Annotated in this window: 14 protein-coding genes; 8 read left to right on the forward strand and 6 right to left on the reverse strand. The window is 69.5% G+C overall.

Annotation, left to right across the window (positions count from 1 at the left end):
- Nucleotides 1–7: 7 nt before the first annotated feature.
- Genes ACIQBL_RS02845 through ACIQBL_RS02855 form a run of 3 tightly spaced genes read right to left on the reverse strand, consistent with a single transcriptional unit; the run spans nucleotide 8 to nucleotide 2,435 of the window.
- Nucleotides 8–931: an ABC transporter ATP-binding protein gene (locus ACIQBL_RS02845; RefSeq protein ID WP_401935961.1), complete on the reverse strand. Its 924-nt coding sequence runs from the start codon at nucleotides 929–931 to the stop codon at nucleotides 8–10.
- Nucleotides 928–1,740: a hypothetical protein gene (locus ACIQBL_RS02850; RefSeq protein ID WP_401935964.1), complete on the reverse strand. Its 813-nt coding sequence runs from the start codon at nucleotides 1,738–1,740 to the stop codon at nucleotides 928–930. Before ACIQBL_RS02850 ends, ACIQBL_RS02845 begins: the two co-directional genes overlap by 4 nt.
- Nucleotides 1,737–2,435: a hypothetical protein gene (locus ACIQBL_RS02855; RefSeq protein WP_401935966.1), complete on the reverse strand. Its 699-nt coding sequence runs from the start codon at nucleotides 2,433–2,435 to the stop codon at nucleotides 1,737–1,739. The genes ACIQBL_RS02850 and ACIQBL_RS02855 overlap by 4 nt, the downstream gene beginning before the upstream one ends.
- Before the next feature lie 181 nt (nucleotides 2,436–2,616).
- On the opposite strand from ACIQBL_RS02855, the gene ACIQBL_RS02860 reads away from it, so the two are divergent.
- From ACIQBL_RS02860 to ACIQBL_RS02890, 7 genes are all read left to right on the forward strand, one after another.
- Nucleotides 2,617–3,768, forward strand: coding sequence for a sensor histidine kinase (locus ACIQBL_RS02860; protein ID WP_401935969.1), 1,152 nt, complete (start codon nucleotides 2,617–2,619; stop codon nucleotides 3,766–3,768).
- On the forward strand, nucleotides 3,765–4,445 hold the full coding sequence (locus tag ACIQBL_RS02865; RefSeq protein ID WP_401935971.1) for a response regulator: 681 nt from the start codon (nucleotides 3,765–3,767) through the stop codon (nucleotides 4,443–4,445). The genes ACIQBL_RS02860 and ACIQBL_RS02865 overlap by 4 nt, the downstream gene beginning before the upstream one ends.
- Nucleotides 4,446–4,494: 49 nt before the next feature.
- Nucleotides 4,495–6,522: a thioredoxin domain-containing protein gene (locus tag ACIQBL_RS02870; RefSeq protein WP_401935973.1), complete on the forward strand. Its 2,028-nt coding sequence runs from the start codon at nucleotides 4,495–4,497 to the stop codon at nucleotides 6,520–6,522.
- Nucleotides 6,523–6,715: 193 nt separating this feature from the next.
- Nucleotides 6,716–7,984: a glycosyltransferase gene (locus ACIQBL_RS02875; protein ID WP_401935975.1), complete on the forward strand. Its 1,269-nt coding sequence runs from the start codon at nucleotides 6,716–6,718 to the stop codon at nucleotides 7,982–7,984.
- Nucleotides 7,981–9,627, forward strand: coding sequence for an ArnT family glycosyltransferase (locus ACIQBL_RS02880; RefSeq protein WP_401935977.1), 1,647 nt, complete (start codon nucleotides 7,981–7,983; stop codon nucleotides 9,625–9,627). The genes ACIQBL_RS02875 and ACIQBL_RS02880 overlap by 4 nt, the downstream gene beginning before the upstream one ends.
- Nucleotides 9,627–10,817, forward strand: a complete 1,191-nt coding sequence (locus tag ACIQBL_RS02885; protein WP_401935978.1) for a glycosyltransferase — start codon at nucleotides 9,627–9,629, stop codon at nucleotides 10,815–10,817. The genes ACIQBL_RS02880 and ACIQBL_RS02885 overlap by 1 nt, the downstream gene beginning before the upstream one ends.
- Nucleotides 10,814–13,219, forward strand: a complete 2,406-nt coding sequence (locus ACIQBL_RS02890; RefSeq protein WP_401935981.1) for a galactose oxidase-like domain-containing protein — start codon at nucleotides 10,814–10,816, stop codon at nucleotides 13,217–13,219. Before ACIQBL_RS02885 ends, ACIQBL_RS02890 begins: the two co-directional genes overlap by 4 nt.
- A gap of 57 nt (nucleotides 13,220–13,276) precedes the next feature.
- Here the strand turns inward: ACIQBL_RS02890 and ACIQBL_RS02895 are convergent, their stop codons facing one another.
- From ACIQBL_RS02895 to ACIQBL_RS02905, 3 genes are all read right to left on the reverse strand, one after another.
- Nucleotides 13,277–13,909 (reverse strand): TetR/AcrR family transcriptional regulator, encoded by a 633-nt coding sequence (locus ACIQBL_RS02895; protein ID WP_401935982.1) that lies wholly within the window; start codon nucleotides 13,907–13,909, stop codon nucleotides 13,277–13,279.
- Nucleotides 13,906–15,507 (reverse strand): DHA2 family efflux MFS transporter permease subunit, encoded by a 1,602-nt coding sequence (locus ACIQBL_RS02900; protein WP_401935983.1) that lies wholly within the window; start codon nucleotides 15,505–15,507, stop codon nucleotides 13,906–13,908. Before ACIQBL_RS02900 ends, ACIQBL_RS02895 begins: the two co-directional genes overlap by 4 nt.
- Nucleotides 15,508–15,620: 113 nt before the next feature.
- Entirely contained in the window at nucleotides 15,621–16,334 is a 714-nt protein-coding gene (locus ACIQBL_RS02905; RefSeq protein WP_401935984.1) for a hemolysin III family protein, read from the reverse strand.
- Nucleotides 16,335–16,673: 339 nt separating this feature from the next.
- On the opposite strand from ACIQBL_RS02905, the gene ACIQBL_RS02910 reads away from it, so the two are divergent.
- Nucleotides 16,674–18,497 (forward strand): phosphoenolpyruvate carboxykinase (GTP), encoded by a 1,824-nt coding sequence (locus ACIQBL_RS02910; RefSeq protein ID WP_401935986.1) that lies wholly within the window; start codon nucleotides 16,674–16,676, stop codon nucleotides 18,495–18,497.
- The last annotated feature ends 204 nt before the right edge of the window (nucleotides 18,498–18,701 follow it).

Raw genomic sequence — 18,701 nt, forward strand, 5'->3', positions numbered from 1 at the left:
AGCTGGGTCAGATGGCGCGGAGGTTGGGGCTGGTGTGCTGGGCCCGCTCCGGGGCGCTGTCGTGCATCAGGGCGATGTATCCGTCCTCGACGGTGGCGCTGACGCGCTCCGCGTCCGGGGCGGGGGTGCCAGCACTGATGACCCGGTAGGTGGTGCCGGCCAGGCTGGGGGTGACGTTGACGGTGGGCAGGTCTGGCACAGCGGTGGTCGCCGGCTGGGTGACGTGCCACACCATGCCCTCGGCGCGGGTGGCGAGGTCGTCGATGGCGCCCTGGAAGGCGACGTGCCCGCGCTCGATCACCACGACGTTCGGGCAGGTCTGCACGATGTCGTCGACGAAGTGGGTGGAGAGCAGCACCGTCCGGTCGCCGGCCAGCCTGGCGAGCAGGCCGCGGAACCGCAGCCGCTCCTCGGGGTCCAGTCCCGCGGTGGGCTCGTCGACGATCAGCAGCCGGGGGTCGTTCAGGATGGCCTGGGCGATGCCCACGCGGCGCTTCATGCCGCCCGAGTAGCCCTTCACCTTCCGGTTGGCGACATCGCTGAGCGAGACCAGTTCGAGGACCTCCTTGACGCGGGCGCGGCGGGCGCGCCGGTCGGTGATGCCCTTGAGCAGCGCCATGTAGTCGAGGAACTGGCTGGCCGTCAAGTCCGGGTACAGGCCGAGTTCCTGGGGGAGGTAGCCGGTGGTGGACTTGACCTCTCGGCGCTGGCTGCGCGATGTCAGGTCGATGCCGTCCACCGCGACGGTGCCCGAGGTCGGCAGCAGCACCCCGGTCAGGACCCGCATGAAGGTGGTCTTGCCGGCTCCGTTGGGGCCGAGCAGACCGACCATGCCGACGGGCAGGCGCAGGCTGATGCCGTCGAGGGCGCGGACCTCGCCGCGCCGGAAGGTGACGGTCAGCTCGGTGATGGCCACGTTGGGCGCGGTCATGACGGGCTCCTCCTGGTGAGCACGAGCTGGGTAATCACGAGGGCGGCGAGCCCCACGAGCAGCGGGAAGGTGATGCTGAGGACGGCCTCGCCGCCGGTCGGGGTGATTCCCCGCTGCCTGGCGTCGAACAGGGTGCCGTGGAACCAGGCACCGGCCGGGTACTCGCCGATGGCTTCGAACGGCGTGCCGGCGGGGGTGGGGATCCCGTAGCGTGGGCCGACCATGTTGCCCCAGATCCAGTAGCCGAACAGACCCAGCCGGTACAGCACGGGCCCGGTCCGGTACGGGACGGTGACCGAGCAGGCCACGACGAAGACCAGCCCGGGCAGGATGATGGCGGCGAACGCCGCGAGGCCGACCGGGATCACCCCGGCTCCGCGCTGGGCGCTCAGGTAGCCGAGCAGGCCCACCCAGGCGACGAAGACCGGTGTGATGGTCGCCGCGCCGGCGCCGATGGCCTTGCCCCACAGGCGTGGGCCGATGCCGGTGGGCGTCGAGGTCAGGAGGTCGCTCAGCCCCAGTCGGGACTCCCGCCGGACGCGGTCGGCGAGGACGGCGCCGACGCCGATCGGGCACAGCATGATGAAGTTGAACGCCCAGTCCGCGACCAGCGTGGCGTGGTCCGTGGTGCTGGTGAAGCCGGGCGGGAAGGGCGATGTGCAGCGCAGCCCGATCAGCGCGAGCACGACCACCCAGACCGCCGGGCGGCGGACCTGCATCAGGTACTCGTAGCGGGAGGCCGCGACGGTCTTCGCCCACCAGCCGCGAGCTGCCGTCGGCGGGGCGGTTCGCTGAAGGACGGTGGTCATGCGGCATCGCTCCCCACGAATCGTTCGGGACGCCCCAGCAGCAGGCCGGCCGCGACGATGGCGGCGACGCCGACGGCGGGCAGGGCGATCCGGTTGACGGTCCATTCGTGCGCCGGGACCTTCGCGGCGACGCCCATGAACATGTACTGCGCCCGCAGAACTGTGCTGTCCAGGATGGTGGGCCGCATCAGGTACTGGGCCAGCCAGATGCCCCCGATCAGGCCGCTTGCGGCGGCCGGGCCGCGCAGCCCGATCGCGATGAGCATCGCCAGTGCGACCAGCCAGAGCATCGGCGGGGCCCACACCAGGACGTAAGCGCCGGTGCCCTGCCCCACGGGCCAGTCGTGCAAGGCGCGGAACACGACGGCGTCCACCAGCGTGACCAGGGCCGCCGGGGCCACCACCAGGCCGACACGCAGGAACAGCACCCGGCGGTAGACGGTAGTGGTCATGACCAGCTCGGCGCCGATATCACGCCCCACGATCGAGGAGGCCGCGACGGCGGTGCCGAGCGGGGCGAAGCCCGCCAGGACCGCGCCGGCGGCGAGGTCGAGGTGCTCCGCGCCGGCCCCGCCGGCATGCATGACGATCACCAGGATCGCGCCACCCAGCGTTGCCGCCAGTGCCGTCACCGGCGGGGCGATGCCGATGACCCGCAGCTCCAATCGGAGGCGGGCCCAGATGGACCGGTTCACGTCCACCTGCCGGCTCGTGCGGGCCCCGCGTCGCCGCAGGGTGTCTCAAGGTCTCGTTGCATGCCGTCAAGCCTGCTCATGCCGACCGCGGCCCGTACCGGCCGAAAGTACTGATCGGGCGGATCGGAGCGGTCCCTTTGGCCGGTACATCGGCGGCGACCGGTTCCGTAGTCTGAGCGCCGTGAGGGTGAGGGAACGGTTGGCCGCACTGGGCGCACTGGCCGCCAGACGAACCGACGTCCTGCTCGGGCTCGCCTTCGCGGCGGTGCTGGCCGCGACGGCCTACCAGCATGCCGACGCGGGCCGCCGGGGCTGGTTGCTCGACTGCGGCATCAGCGCGGTGGTGTGTGTCGCGGCGCTGCTCCGGGGGCGCGACCGGCTGGTCGCCGCGGCCGTCGGCCTGTCCGTCGCGGCTGCCGCCGTCCTCGCCGCCGGCATGGGGTACCTGACCGGCCAGCCCGGCATTGCCGCGTCCTTGGCGCTGGCCGTCCTCGCCGGGTCCGCGGTCCGGGTGCTGCCGCCCGGGCGAGCCGCCGCAGTCGCCGCGGCCGGGCTCGCGGTCACGGCAGTCGGCCGGCTCGTCACCACCTCAGCTGCCGTCGGCTCGTTCCACGAGGGCGTCCAGGGCTGGTTGCTCGGCCTCGGTGCGGGGCTCGTCCTGCGCTTCCTGGAGCATCGCCGCCAGGCCACCGTCGAGGCGGTGCGGCGAGACGAACGCCTGGCCCTGGCACGGGAGTTGCACGATGTCGTCGCTCACCACGTCTCCGGCATCGTGATGCACACCCACGCCGCCCAGATAATGCTCCGCAAGCAGCCCGACCACCTCGGCACCGCCCTGGCGGACATCGAGCGCTCGGGCACCGACGCCATGGACGCCATGCGACGGGTGGTCGCCCTGCTCCGCGACGCGGAGGACGGCGCCGCCGTCACTGCGGGACCGGAGCAACTCGTCGACCTGGTCCGCCGGTTCGAGGAGCACGGACCGGCCGTCGACCTCCGGCTGCCCACCGGGGCTCCGACCTGGCCGCCCGTGGTCACCACCACCGTGTACCGGGTCGTCCAGGAATCCTTGACCAACATCGTCCGCCACGCCCGCGGCGTCCGCGCGGCCACCGTCACCATCGCCCAGGACCGCACGGACATCATCGTCGAGATCGGTGACGATGCTCCGCCGCACCCCCCGATCCGCGCCTCCCCGCGGGGCGGCTACGGCCTGGTCGGCATGCGCGAGCGCGTCGAGGCACTGGGCGGTACGCTCGACGCCGGTCCGCGGCCCGGTACCGGCTGGTCGGTCCGCGCCACTGTGCCCCTGCAAGCCGGAGACCACCGATGAGCATCAGCGTGCTGGTCGCCGACGACCAGGCCATGATCCGCACCAGCCTGCGCCTCATCCTGGAGGACGAGCCCGACATCACCGTCGTCGCGGAAGCACGCGACGGTGCCGAGGCCGTCGCCCTCGCCCGCCACCTGCGGCCCGACGTCTGCCTCATCGACATCCGCATGCCCCGCCTCGACGGCATCGACGTCACCCGCGCACTCGCCGGCCCGGGCATCGCCGACCCGCTCCGGGTCGTCATCGTCACCACCTTCGGACTCGACGAGTACGTCTACGGCGCCCTCCAGGCCGGAGCCCTCGGATTCGTCCTCAAGGACGGCGACCCCACCTTGTTCACCGCCGCCGTGCGGGCCGCCAGTGTCGGGGACGCCCTGATCTCCCCGTCGGTCACCCGGCGCCTGCTCCGCAACCTCGCCCCCGTCACAACCCCTTCCGCCCTCCAGCCCAACACCCCGCTCACCGACCGGGAAACCGACGTCATCCGCGCTGTCGCCCGGGGCCGCACCAACCAGGAGATCGCCGCCGCCCTCTTCATCTCCGTCAGCACCGTGAAGGGCCACCTCACCGCGATCCAGAACAAACTCGGAGCCCGCAACCGCAGCGAGATCACCGCCTGGGCCTGGGAGTCCCATCTCATGCCGGGCAGCCCGGATCGACGGAGCAGCAGTCGATAGCACCAGCGGGTTCCGCCGTGGGGTTGGGTGCTGTGAGAGGCTGGGCCGCATGAACCGGCTGGCTGGTGTGACCTCGCCTTATCTGCTTCAGCACGCTGACAACCCGGTCGACTGGTGGCCCTGGGTGCCGGAGGCTTTCGAGGAAGCACGACGTCGTGACGTACCTGTGCTGCTGTCGGTCGGCTACTCAGCGTGCCACTGGTGCCACGTCATGGCCCACGAGTCCTTCGAGGACCACCCCACCGCCGACTACCTCAACGCGCACTTCGTCAGCATCAAGGTCGACCGCGAGGAACGCCCCGACGTCGACGCCGTCTACATGGAGGCCGTGCAGGCGGCCACCGGCCAGGGCGGCTGGCCCATGACCGTGTTCCTCACTCCGGAGGCCGAACCCTTCTACTTCGGTACCTATTTCCCGCCGGCCCCGCGCCACGGCATGCCCTCCTTCCGGCAGGTCCTCGAAGGTGTGCGCAGCGCCTGGAGCGACCGGCGGGACGAGGTCGCCGAGGTCGCCGGGAAGATCACCCGGGACCTGTCCCGGCGCGAGATCGACTACGGCGGCACCGAGGCCCCCGGCAAGGAGGAGCTGTCGCAGGCGCTCCTCGGGCTCACGCGGGAGTACGACCCGCAGCGCGGCGGATTCGGCGGCGCGCCCAAGTTCCCGCCGTCCATGGCGCTCGAGTTCCTGCTGCGCCACCACGCCCGCACCGGTTCCGAGGGCGCCCTGGAGATGGCGCGGGACACCTGCGAGCGGATGGCACGCGGCGGTATCTACGACCAGCTCGCGGGCGGGTTCGCGCGGTACTCCGTCGACCGCGAGTGGATCGTCCCGCACTTCGAGAAGATGCTCTACGACAACGCCCTGCTGTGTCGTGTGTACGCGCACCTGTGGCGCAGCACCGGCTCCGAGCTGGCGCGCCGTGTCGCCGTCGAGACCGCCGACTTCATGGTCCGCGAACTCCGCACCAACGAGGGCGGGTTCGCCTCCGCGCTCGACGCCGACAGCGACGACGGGACAGGCAAGCACGTCGAGGGCGCCTACTACGTCTGGACGCCCGAGCAGCTCACCGGGGTCCTCGGCGCAGAGGATGCCCAACTCGCCGCCCACTACTTCGGTGTGACCGACGAGGGCACCTTCGAAGAAGGGCAGTCCGTCCTCCAACTCCCGCAGGACGAGGGCGTGTTCGACGCCGAGAAGATCGCGTCGATCAGGGGGCGGCTGCTCGCCGCTCGCGCCGAGCGCCCCGCGCCCGGCCGTGACGACAAGGTGGTCGCCGCCTGGAACGGGCTCGCGATCGCCGCGCTGGCCGAGACCGGCGCCTACTTCGACCGCCCCGACCTGGTCGAGGCCGCCGTCTCCGCCGCCGATCTCCTCGTACGGCTGCACCTGGACGAGCACGCCAGGCTGGCCCGTACCAGCAAGGACGGTCAAGTCGGTGCGAACACCGGGGTGTTGGAGGACTACGCCGATGTGGCGGAGGGCTTCCTCGCGCTGGCGTCGGTGACGGGGGAGGGGGTCTGGCTGGAGTTCGCCGGGTTCCTCCTCGATCATGTGCTCGCCGGGTTCGTGGACGAGTCGGGGGCGCTCTACGACACCGCCTCCGATGCCGAGCGGCTGATTCGCCGGCCGCAGGACCCGACCGACAACGCCACCCCGTCCGGGTGGACCGCCGCCGCCGGTGCCCTGCTGGGATATGCCGCGCAGACCGGTGCCGAGCCCCACCGCACCGCCGCCGAACGGGCGTTGGGGGTCGTGAAGGCGCTCGGGCCGCGCGTGCCCCGCTTCATCGGGTGGGGGCTGGCCGTCGCCGAGGCGTATCTCGACGGTCCGCGCGAGGTCGCCGTCGTAGGACCGTCGTTCGGCGACGAGGCCACAAGGGCCTTGCACCGTACGGCACTTCTGGGGACCGCGCCCGGTGCGGTGGTCGCCTTCGGGGTCGCGGGGAGTGACGAGTTGCCGTTGCTCGCCGACCGGCCGTTGGTCGAGGGCGGGCCGGCCGCGTATGTCTGCCGTAACTTCACCTGTGACGCGCCGACGACCGATCCGGAGCGGCTGCGCACGGCCTTGAACAGGTGAAATGTCAGAGTCGTAACCGCCTCAAACGAGACCAGTGCGAGAAATGCTCACGCGCGCGCCTCATTGTGATGAAACACGCTCTTCACCGAAGGCACCTGTCCGCTTCACAGATCGCCCATAGTCTCTGCCTCGTGACGCGACGGATGTAACTCACCGTCGCGCCAGGGGGTATTGGGATCTGGGGGGATCTGTTTTGCTGACGTCTGTTCTCATCGCCGCTGTTTCGCTTGCCCTGTTCTGGATGGCGGCCTTCACGCTGTGGTGGCAGATGCACGCGTGGCGTACGCCCGAAGTGCTCGCCTCCACCCGATTCAGCAGTCCGGACGGGGACGAGCACGTCTCGTTCTCGTTGCTGCTGCCGGCCCGGCACGAACAGGCCGTGCTGGACCACACCATCCAGCGGCTGCTGGAGTCCACGCACACCGACTTCGAGATCATCGTGATCGTGGGGCACGACGACCCCGAGACCGCGGCGGTGGCCGACAGCGCCGCCGAGCGCGACCCGCGCGTCCGCGTCGTCGTCGACACGCACGACAAGAAGAACAAGCCGAAGGCCATGAACACGGCGCTGCCGCACTGCCGCGGCGATGTCGTCGGGGTCTTCGACGCCGAGGACCAGGTCCATCCGGAGCTGCTCGCCCACGTCGACCACGCGTTCCGGACCACCGGCGCGGACGTCGTCCAAGGGGGCGTCCAGCTCATCAACTTCCACTCCAGCTGGTACAGCCTGCGCAACTGCCTGGAGTACTTCTTCTGGTTCCGGTCCCGGCTGCATCTGCACGCGCAGAAGGGGTTCATCCCGCTGGGCGGCAACACAGTCTTCGTACGCACCGACACCCTGAGGGAAGCCGGCGGCTGGGACCCCAACTGCCTCGCCGAGGACTGCGACTTGGGCGTCCGGCTGTCCAGTGTCGGCAAGAAGGTCGTCGTCGCCTACGACTCCGACATGGTGACCCGGGAGGAGACCCCGGGCTCCCTGATGTCGTTGCTGAAGCAGCGAACCCGCTGGAACCAGGGCTTCCTTCAGGTCTACCGGAAGAAGGACTGGAAGCAACTCCCGGGATTCGGGCAGCGGTTGCTCGCCCGCTACACCCTGATGACGCCGTTCCTGCAGGCCTTCTCCGGTGTCGTCATCCCGCTGAACGCGGCGGTCGCGCTGTTCCTGGACGTGCCGGTCGGCATCGCCTTCCTCACCTTCCTGCCGCTGGTCACCGCCGCGGTCACCTTCGTCTTCGAGGTCGTCGGACTGCACGACTTCGGCAAGCAGTACGGACTCCGCGTCCGCGCCGTCCACTATCTGAAGCTCGTCGTCGGCGGCCCCTTCTATCAGGTCCTCCTGGCCGGAGCCGCGATCCGCGCCGTGTGGCGTGAGCAACGTGGCCGGAACGACTGGGAGTTGACGTCCCATGTCGGCGCGCACCTCACCGAAACCGCAGTGATCCGAGAGGACGTTCCTGCGTGACCTCCACACTTCCCGCGGTGACCACCACGGTCCCCGCGCAGCGGCAGCCTGCGCCTGAAACCGGTTCGGCGGGCCGAACGGCGCCGCCGAGCAGACTCCGTTCCTCCCGCTCCGACCTGCTCCTCTGCGGTCTGCTCCTCGTCGCGATCCTCGTCGTGCAGGGCTGGAACATCGCCGACTACCCGACGCTCAGCGACGACGAGGGCACCTACCTCGCCCAGGCCTGGGCCGTCCAGCAGGGCACCGGCCTGGCCCACTACACCTACTGGTACGACCACCCGCCGCTCGGCTGGATCCAGATCGCGCTGCTCACCTGGATACCGGCGCACTTCAGCCCCGGCTCGATGACCGTCGGCACCATGCGTCTCGCGATGCTGGTGATCAGCGCGATCAGCGCGATCCTCGTCTACGTCCTCGCCCGCCGGCTGTCCCTGCCCCGCTGGGCGGGCGGGCTCGCCATGCTGCTCTTCGGACTCTCCCCGCTGTCCGTGATCCTCCAGCGGGAGATCTTCCTCGACAACATCGCCGTGATGTGGATGCTGGTCGCGTTCTGCCTGGCCGCCTCGCCAAGTCGCCACCTCTGGCACCACTTCGGCGCCGGACTGGCAGCCGCCGCCTCGGTCCTCACCAAGGAGACGATGGTCCTCGTCCTGCCCGCGGTGCTGGTCACCATGTGGCGCCACGGACACCGCGACACACGGAAGTTCGCCCTCACCGGCGCCATCACCGCCTGCGCCCTGATCGGCTTCTCGTACCCCCTCTTCGCCCTGCTCAAGGGCGAGTTGCTGCCGGGCAGCGGCCATGTCTCCCTGTGGGACGGCCTCAAGTACCAGATGACCAGGCCCGGTTCGGGCTTCGTCCTCGACCAGGGGTCGGGCTCGTACGGCGTCCTCCACTCCTGGCTGTACTACGACCGTGTCCTGCCGCTGGGCGGGCTCGCCGGGGCGCTGCTCCTGCTGGTCACCTGGCGCTGGTCGGTCACCGCCCGCTCGCTCGCCGGACCCGCTCTGACCGTGGCGATCCTCGCCCTGGTCGCGATGCGCCCCAACGGCTACCTGCCCGCCATGTACGTCATCGGCGCGCTGCCCTTCCTCGCGCTCGTCCTCGCCGGGGGCACCGCCTCCGTCGCCCACGCGGTGCTGCGCAGATGGCGGCACGAGGGGGAGAAACGGTACGTCACCGGCGGCCGGTACGCCCTCGCCGCCGTCCTCGCGCTCGCCGCCGGCGCCTATGTCGTACCGCACTGGTACGACGGCGACCACACCGCCGTGACCGCGGATGCCAACGCCCCCTACCGGGCAGCCTCCCAGTGGCTGTCCACCGAGGTGAAGGACCCGAAGGACACCCGGGTCCTCGTCGACGACGCGCTCTGGCTGGACCTGGTGCACGCCGGGTACCGGCCCGGGCTCGGGGTCATCTGGTTCTACAAGGCCGACCTCGACCCCGCCGTCACCAAGACGCTGCCCCACGGCTGGAAGGACATCGACTACGTGGTGGCCTCCCCGACGGTACGGCGCGACGCGGTCGACCTGCCCAACGTCAAGGCGGCGATCCAGCACTCCACCCCCGTCGCCACCTTCGGCACCGGCGCCGACCGCATCGAGATCCGGCAGATCCAGCGCGAGACCGTGGGAGCCGAGTGATGAGCCAAGAGTCCATCGTCCCCGGAGAGTTGGGTGACCCGGCCGTACGTGGCGCGGAGTTGGCCGAGCCCGGTGCCGTCACCATCGTGGTACCGACCTTCAACGAGTCCGCGAACGTACGGGAGTTGCTGCACCGGATCACCGAATCCGTGCCGACCCGGCTGCCCTGCGAGGTCGTCTTCGTCGACGACTCGACCGACGACACCCCCGAGGTCATCTTCGAGGCGGCACAGGACTGCCCGTTCCCGGTGACCGTGCTGCACCGGGACGAACCGGTCGGCGGGCTCGGCGGCGCCGTCGTCGAGGGGATCAAGGCCGCGTCGTCCGACTGGATCGTCGTCATGGACGGCGATCTCCAGCATCCGCCGTCCCTGGTACCGGAGTTGGTCGGCACCGGCGAGCGCGCGAACGCCGGGCTCGTCGTCGCCTCCCGGTACATCAAGGGCGGCAGCCGCGAAGGACTCGCCGGCGGATACCGCATCGCCGTGTCCCGCGGGGCGACATGGCTGACCAAGACGCTCTTCCCGCGCAGACTCCGCGGTATCAGCGACCCGATGAGCGGCTTCTTCGCGATCCGCCGCAGCGCGGTGACGGCGGAGGCGCTCAAGCCGCTCGGCTACAAGATCCTGCTCGAACTCGCCGTACGCGGCCGTCCGCGCGAGGTCACCGAGGTGCCGTTCGTCTTCCAGGACCGGTTCGCCGGAGAGTCCAAGTCGACCGCGCGGGAAGGCTTCCGCTTCCTGCGACACCTGCTCGGCCTGCGCACCGCCTCGCCGGTCGCGCGCATGATCGTGTTCGGCCTGATCGGCGCCACCGGCTTCATCCCCAACCTGGTCGGCCTGTGGGCGCTCACCAAGACCGGCATGCACTACGTCCCCGCTGAGATCCTCGCCAACCAGCTCGGCGTGGCCTGGAACTTCTACCTCATCGAGCACCTGCTGTTCCGCGACCGGCGCCGGCACCGCAACTGGTGGGACCGCGCGGGCCGGTTCGCGCTGCTCGCCAACGCCGACCTGGTGCTGCGCATCCCGCTGATCGCCCTGTTCGTCCACAAGTTCGACATGGGCGCCGTCTCGGCGACCGCACTCGCACTGGTCATGACGTTCGTCCTGCGCTTCGTCGGCACCGAGGCGTTGGTCTACCTCCCTCGCCGTAAGGGGAGTCGTACAGCCGCAAGGAGAGCCGTGTGAACAAGTACCGCAGAAGAACCGCGTTCCTCGGGGTGGGAACGCTGACCGCCGGACTGCTGCTCGCCGTGCCGCAGTCCGCCGAGGCCGCGAACCTCGTCCTCAACCCGGGCTTCGAGACCGACGGCGGCGACGGGATGCCGTACTGCTGGGAGAAGTCCGGCTGGGGCGACAACGACTTCAGTTTCGATACGACGTCGGACGCGCACTCCGGTGCGAAGGCCATGAAGGTCACCGTGACGCGACGGGTCGACGGTGACCGGAAGGCGATGATCACCGAGTCGACGGCCTGCGCGCCGGTGGCGACGGCGGGCAAGCAGTACGACCTCGGGCTCTGGTACAAGACGACCACGCCGGACGCGAACATCACCCTGTTCCGGCACGACACCACGGCCGGCTGGCAGTACTGGACCGACCTCAAGACCCTGGACATGAGCGCGAGTTGGGCGCAGGCGAGCGTCCGTACGCCCGAGATCCCGGCCGGTACCGACCGGATCACCTGGGGTGTCTCGGTCTACGGCACCGGGTCCGCGACCACCGACGACTACACGATGGACCAGGTCCCCGACACGCTCCCGCCGGCGACCTGCACGGCGACCGCCGAGGAGTGCGCGAACGGCCGTTGGGACGTGCTCCCGACGCAGAACCCCGTCCGCTCGATGCACTCCGTCGTCCTCAACAACGGCAAGGTGCTGCTGATCGCGGGCTCCGGCAACAGCGCGGAGAACTTCGCGGCGGGCTCGTTCACCAGCGCCGTGTACGACCCGGTCGCGGGCACGTACAAGGTGATCCCGACGCCGAAGGACATGTTCTGCTCGGGGCACATCCAGTTGCAGGACGGCCGGGTGCTGGTGCTGAGCGGCAACAAGGCGTTCCCGGCGGCGGACGGTTCGCACGGCTACGAGGGCTACAAGGACTCGTACATCTTCGACCCGGTGACCGAGACGTACAGCAAGACGAACGACCTCAACGACGGTCACTGGTACCCGTCGGCGACCGAACTCGGCAACGGTGACGTCGTCTCCTTCGGTGGGCTGCGCGAGGACTCGACGGGTTCGGTGACCGCCGAGTACTGGTCGGACGCCCAGCAGAAGTGGTTGCCGTTGTCGCAGGTCAACCAGACCTGGTCGTACTGGGGTCTGTACCCGTCGATGATCCTGATGCAGGACGGCCGGCTCTTCTACACGGGCAGCCATGTCTTCGGCAACAACATCCCGGGCACGGGCAGCGCGATCTACGACTACGGCGCGAACACGATCACTTCGGTGTCGGGGCTGCAGAACAAGGACCAACGCGACCAGTCGGCAAGCGTGTTGCTGCCCCCGGCGCAGGACCAGAAGGTCCTCACCCTCGGCGGCGGCAACATCGACTCCAACCCGGACGCCAACCGGCTGACCGACATCATCGACCTCAAGGCCGCGAACCCGGCGTACACGGTGGGTCCCCAAATCCCGCAGGGGACCGTCGACTTGGGGAACGGTCCGGTGGCCGAGACCGGCGCGCAGGGCAAGATGTACGTGTCCGCCGTACTCCTGCCGGACGGCACGGTGCTGGAGACGGGCGGCGCGCTGCACAACCGGGCCAACCCGGTGTACGAGGCGTCGATCTTCGACCCGACGACCACGACGTTCGACCCGGTGGCCGCCGACCCGGAGGCGCGCGGCTACCACTCCTCATCCTTCCTCCTGCCGGACGGCCGGGTGATGTCGACCGGTGACAACCCGGGCAACGGCACCTGGAACCACAACGTGTCGATCTACACCCCGCCGTATCTCCTCAAGGGGACGCGGCCGACGATCACTTCGGTGATCGACAACGAGTGGGAGTACGGCGACACCCAGACGATCACCGTCGACCGGCCCATCGCCAAGGCGGAGTTGATCCGCCCGGCGGCGGTCACGCACTCCTCGGACCCCAACCAGCGGTTCGTGGACCTGCCGTTGTCGGTGGACGGCAACAACGTCGACCTGAACGTGACGAGCAACCCCAACCTGGCGCCGCCCGGCTGGTACATGCTCTTCGCGGTCGATGCCAACGGCGTGCCGTCGGTCGCCAAGTGGGTCCATCTGCAAGGCCCTTCGGCCCTGACCGCGGACACGGCCTCGGCCCACGTCCACTCCTTCGCCGACTCCCTGACGGGCAAGGTCACCGAGCCCGGCAAGAAACGCACCTCGCAGAAGGTCTCCGTGACCATCTCGGGCTGCGACCGCCACTACGGCACGATCAACGTCTGCGTCCCGACGGTCTTCCCGGCCGAGGTCAACAAGACGACTGCCGCCCGCTGTTCATGGCTCCGGCAGAACTCCTACGGCCGCCTGAAGGTCAACGGCAAGGACGACCCGCTGGGCCTCGACCCGAACAAGGACGGGGTGGCTTGCGGGAAGGGGGACGTGAAGAAGCGTTAGCGCGTGAACCCGGTGAGGGTGCCCCTGTCGGGGCCCTCACCGGGTTCCATGCCGGGCTCACTCGGAAAGCCCGTGCTCCAGCACATTCAGCGTGCGGTCCACCAGGTCCTTGAAATCGTCCCGGTGGCCGTTCTCCGCCCAGTACAGGGACGTCTCCATCAGGCCGCCGATGATCGACATGGCGTAGACCCGTACCTCCAGGCTGTCCTGGTCCCGGCCGGTGCGCTCGGCGATGGCCTCGCAGAGCATGGTGCCGGTGAGCGACATGCTCTCCATCATGCGTGAGCGCACCGCGGGGACCTGGACCATCAGATGGGTGCGCAGCCGGGAGACCTCCTCGTCCTCCTTCAGGCCGAGGCGGACGGCCTTCTGCATCACGTAGCGGAGGGTGTCCATCCACGGCTCGTCGGCCGGACGGGCCCGGAGTTCCTCCATGATGAGCGGGTCGAACTCGTCCGTGAGGACGATGTCCTCCTTGGTGGGGAAGTAGCGGAAGACGGTCGACGGCGACACCTCGGCGCGCTCGGCGATCTGCTCGATCGTCGTCGCGTCGTACCCCTGTTCCCTGACCAGTGCGTACGTCGCGGTGCGGATCGCCTCGCGCGTCTTGATCTTCTTGCGCTCGCGGAGGCCCAGTTGGGGGCGGTCGGCGGGGCTGAAGGGGGAGGGTGCGGCCGTCATGGTGTTCATTGTCCGGCATCCGCCGAAGCGATGGCCACGGCAGCGCCGGTGTCCTCGTCGTCGTCCTTGTCCTTGTCCTCGTCCTCCTTCGTGGCCGCCACCGGGGTGTTCGGCAGGAACGCCGCCGCCAGCAGCGCGGTGACGAGGGCCGCGGCGCCGCACACCAGCAGGACCAGGCCCATGCCGTGGACGTACGCGCTGTTCGCGGAGGCCAGCAGATCGGCCGAGCCCGTCTTCTGGGCGACGATGTGCGCCGCGACCACGGAGTTCCCTGCGGTGTCGGCCGCCTTCGCCGGCAGCCCGGTGACGTCGAGGCGGTCGCGGAACGTGCTCGCGAGCAGGCTGCCGAGCAGGGCGATGCCGATCGCGGCGCCGACCTGGCGCATCGTCATGAGGAGCCCGGAGCCGCTGCCGGCCCGGTCGCGGGGCAGCGCGCCGAGGGCGCCGTCCATCGCGGGGACGATCGCGAAGCCGAAGCCGAAGCCGGTGATGGACAGCCACAGCGCGGTGAAGCCGTAGCCGGAGTCGACCGTCGTACGGCTGCCGAGCAGGGCGGCGAAGGCCAGCACCACCAGGCCCGCAGTGACCACCGCGCGGGAACCGAACCTGGCGACGACCGGCTGCGCGGCCCGGGCCGCGACGATCAGGCCGCCCATCATGGGCAGCAGCCGGACGCCGGTGCCGAGCGCGTCGTTGCCGAGCACCGCCTGGAGGTACTGCGGCAGCACGAACAGCAGGCCGGACAGGACGAACATCACCAGGGTCGCGGCGAGGGTGTTGAAGAGGAAGCCGCGGTGGGTGAGCAGGGACATGTCGAGCATGGGGCGTTCCATGCGCCGCTCGCGCAGCACGAGCGCGGCGATCAGGATCGCGGCTCCGATGAGCATGCCCACGATCAGCGGGTCGCCCCAACCCCGGCCCGGCGCCTCGATGATCGCGTAGATGAGCGCGCCGAGGCCGGCCGCGGTGAGCGCGGTGGAGAGGACGTCGACCTTGGGGGAGGCGGGGTCGCGGGTCTCGGGCAGCAGGAAGACACAGGCGGCGATGCCGAGGGCGGCCATGGGCACGTTGACCAGGAAGACCGAGCCCCACCAGAAGTGGTTGAGCAGCCAGCCGCCGATGATCGGGCCGAGCGGCAGCCCGAGCGACGAGGCGGCGGAGATGATGCCGACGGCCTTGGTGCGCTCGTCGGGGCCGAACAGCGAGGGCAGTACGGACAGGGCGAGCGGCATGACCAGGGCGGCGCCGAGGCCCATCAGTGTGCGGGCCGCGATGACCCAGTCGACGTCGTCGGCCAGGGCGCCGGCCACGGAACCGGCGAGGAAGACGCCGAGCCCGACGACCAGCATCCGGCGCCGTCCGAAGCGGTCGCCGAGCAGTCCCGCCGGGAGCATCAGCGCGGCGAAGACGATCACGTACGCGTCCGCCATCCACTGCTGCTGGCCGGTGCTCGCGCCGAGTTGGCCCGCCATCGTGGGCAGGGCGACGTTGAGGATCGTCGTGTCGAAGCCGAGCGTGAGCATGCTCGCGACCAGGGCCCCGAGGGCCCACCAGCGGCGCGGGTCGCGTCGCACGTCGTTCTCCTGAGCGTCAGTGACAGTAGCCATGAAATGAGAGTAGCTCTCAAAAGATGGTTGATGTCAATGGGGATCGGCTGTCGGGACATGAAAAATGGCCACGGCTCGCAAGCCGTGGCCATGAAGGGGGAGTGCCCCGCGTGCTACCCGTGCTGGTACGCCACCAGCGAGATCCCCACGTAGTGCACGAGGAAGGCCGCCACCGTGAGGGAGTGGAAGACCTCGTGGAAGCCGAACCAGCGCGGTGACGGGTTCGGGCGCTTGATCCCGTAGATCACGCCGCCCGCGCTGTAGAGCAGTCCGCCGACGATCACCAGGACCAGGACGGCGATGCCGCCGGTGCGCATGAAGTCGGGCAGGAAGAAGACGGCCGCCCAGCCCATCGCGATGTAGCACGGGGTGTAGAGCCAGCGCGGGGCGCCGACCCAGAAGACCCGGAAGGCGATGCCTGCCGCCGCCGCGGCCCAGATGCTCCACAGCAGCCACTGCCCCTTGGCGCCCGGCAGCAGCAGCATCGTCAGCGGTGTGTAGGTGCCCGCGATGATCAGGAAGATGTTGGCGTGGTCGAGTCTGCGCAGGACGCCGTCCATGCGCGGGCTCCAGTTGCCCCGGTGGTACAGCGCGCTGACCCCGAAGAGCAGGCAGGCCGTCAGGGCGAAGATCCCGCAGGCGATACGGCCCCGGGGGGAGTCGGCGAGGGCGGTGAGTACCAGGCCGGAGATGAGTACGGCCGGGAACATGCCGAGGTGCAGCCAGCCGCGCAGCTTCGGCTTGACATGGTCGGGGAGGGAGAGCGCGGCGGGACCGTGGCCATCAGCCGTCGTGTCCGTGGGCGCGTCGGGGACGGACGCAGTCATGCGCGCAATCGTACCTACGGAACCGTAAGTTACGTGTCAGTGCGGCGAGATGAGGGTCCAGAAGTGGCCACTCTCTCATATCCCCCCATGCCTACCCGACGTCCGGGTACTCGCGGTGAAGCGATGGTGACGCACGGAAAACATGTCGGTGAGTGGCGGATGAGTGGCGATCCTCACGTCGCTCGTCTGTGAGGCCCTCTGGACATATGGGCGGGTGCGTCGGATGATCAAATGAGTGCGGTCGGCACCGGATGAGCGCCAAGATCGACCATCGTGAAGCATCCGGGTCGCGGCCCCCACGGGGCAACCAGGACAAAATCCCTCACCATAGGAGCAATCGTGGCGCGCGACATCGCGGCTCCCCCCGTCATCCCCACCGAACACAAGGAACTGGTCTCGTGGGTGAACGAGATCGCAGAACTGACCCAGCCGGACAGCGTGGTCTGGTGTGACGGATCCGAAGCGGAGTACGACCGGCTGAGCGAGGAGCTCGTCCGAAAGGGCACCTTCAAGAAGCTCGACCCGATCAAGCGCCCCAACTCCTACTACGCCGCCTCCGACCCGACCGATGTCGCCCGGGTCGAGGACAGGACGTTCATCTGCTCCGAGCAGGAGCAGGACGCGGGCCCGACCAACCACTGGAAGGCGCCCGCCGAGATGCGGGCCATCTTCGCGGGAGAAAAGGGCATCTTCCGCGGCTCCATGAAGGGCCGGACGATGTACGTCGTCCCGTTCTGCATGGGCCCCCTCGGTTCGGACCTCTCCGCGATCGGCGTCGAGATCACCGACTCCGCCTACGTCGCCGTCTCCATGCGCACCATGACCCGCATGGGACAGCCCGTCCTCGACGAACTCGGTACCGACGGCTTCTTCGTGCGTGCTGTGCACACGCTCGGAGCACCGCTGGCCGAGGGCGAGGCGGACGTGCCGTGGCCGTGCAACTCCACCAAGTACATCTCGCACTTCCCCGAGAGCCGCGAGATCTGGTCCTACGGCTCCGGCTACGGCGGCAACGCGCTGCTGGGCAAGAAGTGCTACGCCCTGCGCATCGCCTCCGTGATGGCGCGGGACGAGGGCTGGCTCGCCGAGCACATGCTGATCCTGAAGCTGACCCCGCCGCAGGGGGAGTCCAAGTACGTGGCGGCGGCCTTCCCTTCGGCCTGCGGCAAGACCAACCTCGCGATGCTGGAGCCCACCGTCTCCGGCTGGACCGTCGAGACCATCGGTGACGACATCGCCTGGATGCGGTTCGGCGAGGACGGCCGGCTCTACGCGATCAACCCGGAGGCCGGTTTCTTCGGCGTCGCGCCCGGCACCGGCGAGCACACCAACGCCAACGCGATGAAGACGCTGTGGGGCAACTCCGTCTTCACCAATGTGGCGTTGACCGACGACAACGACATCTGGTGGGAGGGCATGACGGAGGAGACCCCGGCCCACCTCACCGACTGGAAGGGCAACTCCTGGACACCGGAGTCCACTTCGCCCGCCGCGCACCCCAACGCCCGCTTCACCGTGCCCGCTTCGCAGTGCCCGATCATCGCGCCCGAGTGGGAGGACCCCAGGGGCGTGCCGATCTCGGCGATCCTCTTCGGCGGCCGGCGCGCCTCCGCCGTACCGCTGGTGACGGAGTCCTTCGACTGGAACCACGGTGTCTTCCTCGGCGCCAACGTGGCCTCCGAGAAGACCGCCGCCGCCGAGGGCAAGGTCGGCGAACTGCGCCGCGACCCCTTCGCCATGCTGCCGTTCTGCGGCTACAACATGGGTGACTACATGGGCCATTGGGTCGACGTCGCCAAGGGCAGGGACCAGGCGAAGCTCCCGAAGATCTACTACGTGAACTGGTTCCGCAAGAACGACGCGGGCAAGTTCGTGTGGCCCGGCTTCGGCGAGAACAGCCGGGTCCTGAAGTGGATCGTGGACCGCCTCGACGGCCGCGCCGAGGGCGTCGAGACCCCGATCGGCGTGCTGCCGGCCAAGGGCGCCCTCGACACCAAGGGCCTCGACCTGTCCGAGGCCGACCTGGACTTCCTGCTCACCGTCGACAAGGACGTCTGGCGCGAGGAGGCCGCCCTGGTCCCCGACCACCTCAACACCTTCGGCGACCACACCCCGAAGGAACTGTGGGACGAGTACCGCGCGCTGGTGGAGCGCCTCGGCTAGTCCCTCGTAAGACTCCGCGGCCGGTCTCCGATTGTGCCCTGACCAGCAATGTCGTCACGGGCCGGCCGCGGTGGCAGCACAACGGGCAGGGCCCCGCACAACGGCGTGCGGGGCTCTGCCCGTTGCTCATACACCACCGGGGCGCCACGGCGTAGTCCTGACCTCCATTTCGCGCATCTCCCCTGCCCAGGACGGGATTTCGGG

The organism is Streptomyces sp. NPDC088350 (genome assembly GCF_044753545.1).
Classification (GTDB): Bacteria; Actinomycetota; Actinomycetes; order Streptomycetales; family Streptomycetaceae; genus Streptomyces.

What these genes read in the sequence shown, in the direction of transcription:
- ACIQBL_RS02845 (WP_401935961.1), bottom strand. Translation starts at nt 931, where the DNA reads ATGACCGCGCCCAACGTGGCCATCACCGAGCTGACCGTCACCTTCCGG.
- ACIQBL_RS02850 (WP_401935964.1), bottom strand. Translation starts at nt 1,740, where the DNA reads ATGACCACCGTCCTTCAGCGAACCGCCCCGCCGACGGCAGCTCGCGGC.
- ACIQBL_RS02865 (WP_401935971.1), top strand. Translation starts at nt 3,765, where the DNA reads ATGAGCATCAGCGTGCTGGTCGCCGACGACCAGGCCATGATCCGCACC.
- ACIQBL_RS02870 (WP_401935973.1), top strand. Translation starts at nt 4,495, where the DNA reads ATGAACCGGCTGGCTGGTGTGACCTCGCCTTATCTGCTTCAGCACGCT.
- ACIQBL_RS02885 (WP_401935978.1), top strand. Translation starts at nt 9,627, where the DNA reads ATGAGCCAAGAGTCCATCGTCCCCGGAGAGTTGGGTGACCCGGCCGTA.
- ACIQBL_RS02895 (WP_401935982.1), bottom strand. Translation starts at nt 13,909, where the DNA reads ATGAACACCATGACGGCCGCACCCTCCCCCTTCAGCCCCGCCGACCGC.
- ACIQBL_RS02900 (WP_401935983.1), bottom strand. Translation starts at nt 15,507, where the DNA reads ATGGCTACTGTCACTGACGCTCAGGAGAACGACGTGCGACGCGACCCG.
- ACIQBL_RS02905 (WP_401935984.1), bottom strand. Translation starts at nt 16,334, where the DNA reads ATGACTGCGTCCGTCCCCGACGCGCCCACGGACACGACGGCTGATGGC.